We start from the raw sequence: 4347 nt of genomic DNA, 5'->3' as shown, positions 1-4347 counted from the left end.
GACTCCGTTGTTGTAAGAAATACCCTACCATATCCAGATTCATTGGTCAATGTTGAGGTTGAGCTCAGGTAACCCAGACTCGTGATGAAATTTACAACTATATTGTTCAAAGGTGTGGAGTTGTCAGTGACCCGAACTGTCACACTTACATTATCTCCTGCACTGTTCTGGATATGCAGTGGGTACACCTCTATAGTTAAAGCCATTGCAGACATACTTAATGAAACAAAAATCAGTGATAGAATTATGAATTTCATTTGAGCTCTCATTGCAAAACCTCAGGCACATTAACATTTGGCAACATTGGATATTTTCAATTAACAATACACTCAAGTTTCATCATGAACATGTATATAAAGAAAATGAACATTGATTCATCATGAGATTCGACTGATATTTTTATTCAGCAAAATAAATTTTACTGGCAACCTAGTGCGCTTTAAATATCACCTGAGTATAAAATCAGAAATGTTGTGGTTATTATCAAAAATAACATGCCGTTTTTAAAATTAAGATAGTAATATATTTATAAACAATTTTCTTGATCCAGGTATTTTCTACAAGGCGCCTCCAAATACTTTTATATATAAAAACCATAAGTCAGTTGATGGATGAGAGAGGCCAGATAGCCATAGACTTTCTGCTTGGAATTTCCGTTGTGCTAATTGCAATTGGATTTACATTACAGTTCGTACCTGGCATTTTCATCTCAGGTTATGGGGGTGAAGAAAAACTTGGCTATGCTGCTTACCGTACTTCGTGCATCCTTGCGGAAGACCCTGGCTGGTGGTCCGATAACACCTCCAATGCCAGTAGCACAGAATGGGAAAAACATCCGGAAAAAGTACAGCGAATAGGTCTTGCTGTTGATAATGATGTAAATTCCAGGCTCACTGAAACCCCAAATACGCTCTCAAAGGAAAAACTCATCCAATTCATGCTCATTGATGAGAATGAGGTCATAAGGAAACTCGGTCTTTTTGACAGCGTAGAAGGTACCCAGATGAATTACAGGTACAATATCTCTGTCCTTACGGATGGGCATCCCATGGTAATAAACAACTACACCGCTGTCAGAGGTGACAAACTCCCTGATGACAGCAACATAGCAAAAATTACCCGTATAGTGCTTCTGGAAACCGGTAATGTATCTGTTTTTGATGCCAGATCCCTTACTACGGATTCTTCCTTTTCAGAATACGCAAATATAAATTTGACAGGGCCTGCAACTGAGAACCTTACAATACAAATAACGAACTTCAATGTTTCAAGCTCGGGTGCTGCATTTATAAATGTTACTCTAAATGGTTCGACATTATCTGCATCATCAGATTATACTTTACTGAAGAGACCTCTGTATGGAGACTTCAGGCCTGATTCAGGTCAGTTGCTGGAAGATGAAGCTCTACGCATAAGTTTTAACAAGAGCCTTTTTGCATCCGATCAGACGTATCAGGTCAGGCTCAACTTTAACAATGTAACATTTACTGAACAGGGTCCTCTTTTTTCGGCCTATGAGGATAATATCGAAAAGCTCTATGAAACTGCTTATCTGACAGTAGAGGTGTGGTAATGGACGATAAAGCTCAACTCCATACCCTTGAAGGAGTTGGCGCAGCCGTGCTTATTACAATGACCCTTGTAATTATTACACAGAGTGCCACGGTCATGACACCTCAGCATGAAATGATGCTGGATGTACAGCTTGAGCAGATGGCATACGATGCTCTTACTTTATTGGACACGGCGCCCTCTTCAGTAATAAGTACCAATCTCACGGAATGTGTTGCCGGGTGGGATATGAATGAATCAAACATACAAAATAAAGGGCTTCGTTCTCTGGGCAAGCAACTTTCCTTACTGTTACCAGGGTTCCTTTACAATGTGAATTTAGCTTATGTTCAAAATGACACTCTTATAACTAAAAATGCTATTGTCAATGGAGATCCCACTGAGGATGCAGTAGTTGCATCAAAAACGGTCATGCTTACAAACCTCTCGGTAGCTGCAGCTCATGGAGCGTGGACAATAGCATCGGATGAAATCAAAATCGTAGAGGTGAGGCTCACGCTATGGCAGGTTTAAAAGAGAACACAGCGGGACAGATCATAATCCTTTCAGGATTTGCCATTTGTCTATCACTGATAGCACTTGCAATACTTGTGAACCAGGCAATGATCACAGGTTATTATTCATCTAATGCAGCCCTGGAATTTCCCAAGCACCAGATAAAGGATATTACATCACAGACAAGGGAAAACAGTGTTTCCATTGCAGAACTAGCTCTTCGCCTCAACCAAAGCAATAACCAAAGCATAGAAGAGAATTATCGTTCACTGTTCAGCCAATATGACAGACAGATGAGAAAGATATATGCAGTCCATGGAGAAGAGATCAGCCTCACACTCGATGACATGAACCTTACAGCTGCTGGAATGAATATTTCTGCCCAGAGCACAGTATGGGTAAACATAACCTATAACAACGGCATGACCTACTATGCTTCCCGGCCTGAGATCATCGAGGTGGGAACGTGAAGCACTTAATAAGAAATGACGATGCTGTCTCAGTGACATTGGAATATATCATCTTTTCATTGATGTTCATAGCTCTTTTCATCCTCCTTCAAATGAACTTCGGAGATATGTTAAAAGGCCCTAAAGACGTAGTTATAGAAAACGATTTCAATGATATAGGTAACATGATGAGCACACTTGTAACAGACATGTACCTTATACTTCCGGAAAATGGTATCATAGAATCCGAGTACATGATACCAGCTGAAATTGGCGGCGAAGCATACACGATAAATGCCAACTCTGTCATGACAGACCAGATATTCGAACTGGAATCAGCATCTGGAAAGAAAACAAGTGTAACAATAAGCGGAATAGCTACTGCGATCAGAATCAATGGCACTGTTTCAAGCAGTTCCACACATCACAGGATAAGATATGACTCAAGAAAATAGGAAAGATTCTGCCGTCTCAGAGACAGTAGGTTACATCTTAATGTTCTCCATTGTGATATTGTCCATGAGCTTCATATATACCATGGGTTACCCTGTACTTCAGAAAAATATAGGATCAAGTGTATTTGAGAATGCTGAACAGAGCTTTATCGTACTGCAAAGTCACATGAAAAGAGTTGCATTTGACCAGGCACCTGTAAAGGTGATGAAGATCAAATTGCACTCATCAACTATATCCATAAGTAATGGTTCGTCAATAGTAATCAGTTATGACAATAACAGCTTGTCTTATGATACAGGCAAGATCGAGTTCTCAAAGGACGAAAAACTCCTGGCGTATGAGAATGGCGGAGTGTGGAAACAGAACTCTCCTTTGGAGGTACTGATGGTATCCCAGCCTCCTATATACACGGGCAGGGTGAATAATATAAATACTACGACCATAGGCATTATAAGCATCACGGGTCATCGTTCCATGGCTGGAAGCGGGATAGCAAGTATAACCATGAAGCACAATAACAGTAGTCTCATAACATCTGATACTCCAGTGAACGTCACTGTTCAGATCAACAGCATATATTCCAGTCAGTGGGCAAAATATCTTGAAGAGAATGGTTTTGATATAATCAATTCCAACTTATCAGCCGTATCTGCCCGCAGGGATAACACCATGCTTTTTATTGGTGACCATGTGATCGATGTGTCGATCACATAACCACTTTTTAATCTATACTTATCGTTCCCTTTGGCCTTATCACCAGTATTCCATTGCACTCAGTTGTGTCGGTTACATTGTTGACATTGTATGCATAAGCTCTTATGTAGGCATTTCCTGCCGTCACGCTCGAGAAATCCAATTTTTCCGAACCTACTACTGTCATGTTTATGTGGTTTTGACCATTATTGAAATAACCTAGGTTTGTATACAGGACAACATAAGCAAAACTGTAGTTACCTGTAGTATCTTTTACCCATAATGTCAGTTCACAAGGTTCATCTATGGATGTCACAGGCTTATCAGTGGTCATTTTAAGATTGCCCAGAGAATAGGAACCAATGCCTGCTGCACTGCCCCCAACACTTGCACTGCCTGAGGCAGGCAAGTATACCGTAACGTTCGTACCATTCAGGTCCATATAGGTAATATTGGACTGTGGCATGATGATAGGCACATAGCCTGCACCTTGCACAACCATTTGATACCAGACTCCCCATTTCTCGCCAGGGCTGAGATTCGGAAGCTGCCAGGTAAGCACCGACCTATCGCTTAAAGTGGTAATGACAGGTTCTGCATTACCCATTTTTGGATATGTCGGAATGGCAAAAGAAGTTCTGTTACCGACCGTGCCGTTACTGCTGCCTGAGATATACGTGGC

7 protein-coding genes are annotated in these 4347 nt (G+C 40.9%); 5 read left to right on the top strand and 2 right to left on the bottom strand.

The features are described from left to right. Positions 1 to 215: hypothetical protein (locus tag ACCM36_RS08595; protein ID WP_370573344.1), on the bottom strand; the 215-nt coding region annotated here is incomplete at its 3' end. A 392-nt stretch (positions 216 to 607) separates the two neighbouring features. On the opposite strand from ACCM36_RS08595, the gene ACCM36_RS08590 reads away from it, so the two are divergent. The 5 genes from ACCM36_RS08590 to ACCM36_RS08570 are packed head-to-tail and all read left to right on the top strand — an operon-like array spanning position 608 to position 3686. Beyond that, the gene (locus ACCM36_RS08590) at positions 608 to 1573 is read left to right on the top strand and encodes a hypothetical protein (RefSeq protein WP_370573343.1); all 966 of its coding nucleotides are present in this window, start codon (positions 608 to 610) and stop codon (positions 1571 to 1573) included. Continuing rightward, positions 1573 to 2085, top strand: coding sequence for a hypothetical protein (locus ACCM36_RS08585; RefSeq protein ID WP_370573342.1), 513 nt, complete (start codon positions 1573 to 1575; stop codon positions 2083 to 2085). Before ACCM36_RS08590 ends, ACCM36_RS08585 begins: the two co-directional genes overlap by 1 nt. After that, on the top strand, positions 2073 to 2537 hold the full coding sequence (locus ACCM36_RS08580) for a hypothetical protein (protein ID WP_370573341.1): 465 nt from the start codon (positions 2073 to 2075) through the stop codon (positions 2535 to 2537). The genes ACCM36_RS08585 and ACCM36_RS08580 overlap by 13 nt, the downstream gene beginning before the upstream one ends. Next, on the top strand, positions 2534 to 2971 hold the full coding sequence (locus ACCM36_RS08575) for a hypothetical protein (RefSeq protein ID WP_370573340.1): 438 nt from the start codon (positions 2534 to 2536) through the stop codon (positions 2969 to 2971). Before ACCM36_RS08580 ends, ACCM36_RS08575 begins: the two co-directional genes overlap by 4 nt. Further along, the gene (locus tag ACCM36_RS08570; protein ID WP_370573339.1) at positions 2955 to 3686 is read left to right on the top strand and encodes a hypothetical protein; all 732 of its coding nucleotides are present in this window, start codon (positions 2955 to 2957) and stop codon (positions 3684 to 3686) included. Before ACCM36_RS08575 ends, ACCM36_RS08570 begins: the two co-directional genes overlap by 17 nt. A 7-nt stretch (positions 3687 to 3693) precedes the next feature. Here the strand turns inward: ACCM36_RS08570 and ACCM36_RS08565 are convergent. Beyond that, positions 3694 to 4347, bottom strand: a 654-nt coding sequence (locus tag ACCM36_RS08565; RefSeq protein WP_370573338.1) for a hypothetical protein, incomplete at its 5' end; no start/stop codon positions are given.

This window comes from Methanomethylovorans sp., from assembly GCF_041305605.1.
GTDB lineage: Archaea > Halobacteriota > Methanosarcinia > Methanosarcinales > Methanosarcinaceae > Methanomethylovorans.
Note: the sequence above shows the minus strand (reverse complement) of the source record. Positions and strands in the feature narration are given on the sequence as shown.

Excerpts from the sequence above, each read along its gene's own strand:
- ACCM36_RS08590 (WP_370573343.1), top strand. The coding sequence starts at position 608 with ATGGATGAGAGAGGCCAGATAGCCATAGACTTTCTGCTTGGAATTTCC.
- ACCM36_RS08580 (WP_370573341.1), top strand. The coding sequence starts at position 2,073 with ATGGCAGGTTTAAAAGAGAACACAGCGGGACAGATCATAATCCTTTCA.
- ACCM36_RS08570 (WP_370573339.1), top strand. The coding sequence starts at position 2,955 with ATGACTCAAGAAAATAGGAAAGATTCTGCCGTCTCAGAGACAGTAGGT.
- ACCM36_RS08585 (WP_370573342.1), top strand. The coding sequence starts at position 1,573 with ATGGACGATAAAGCTCAACTCCATACCCTTGAAGGAGTTGGCGCAGCC.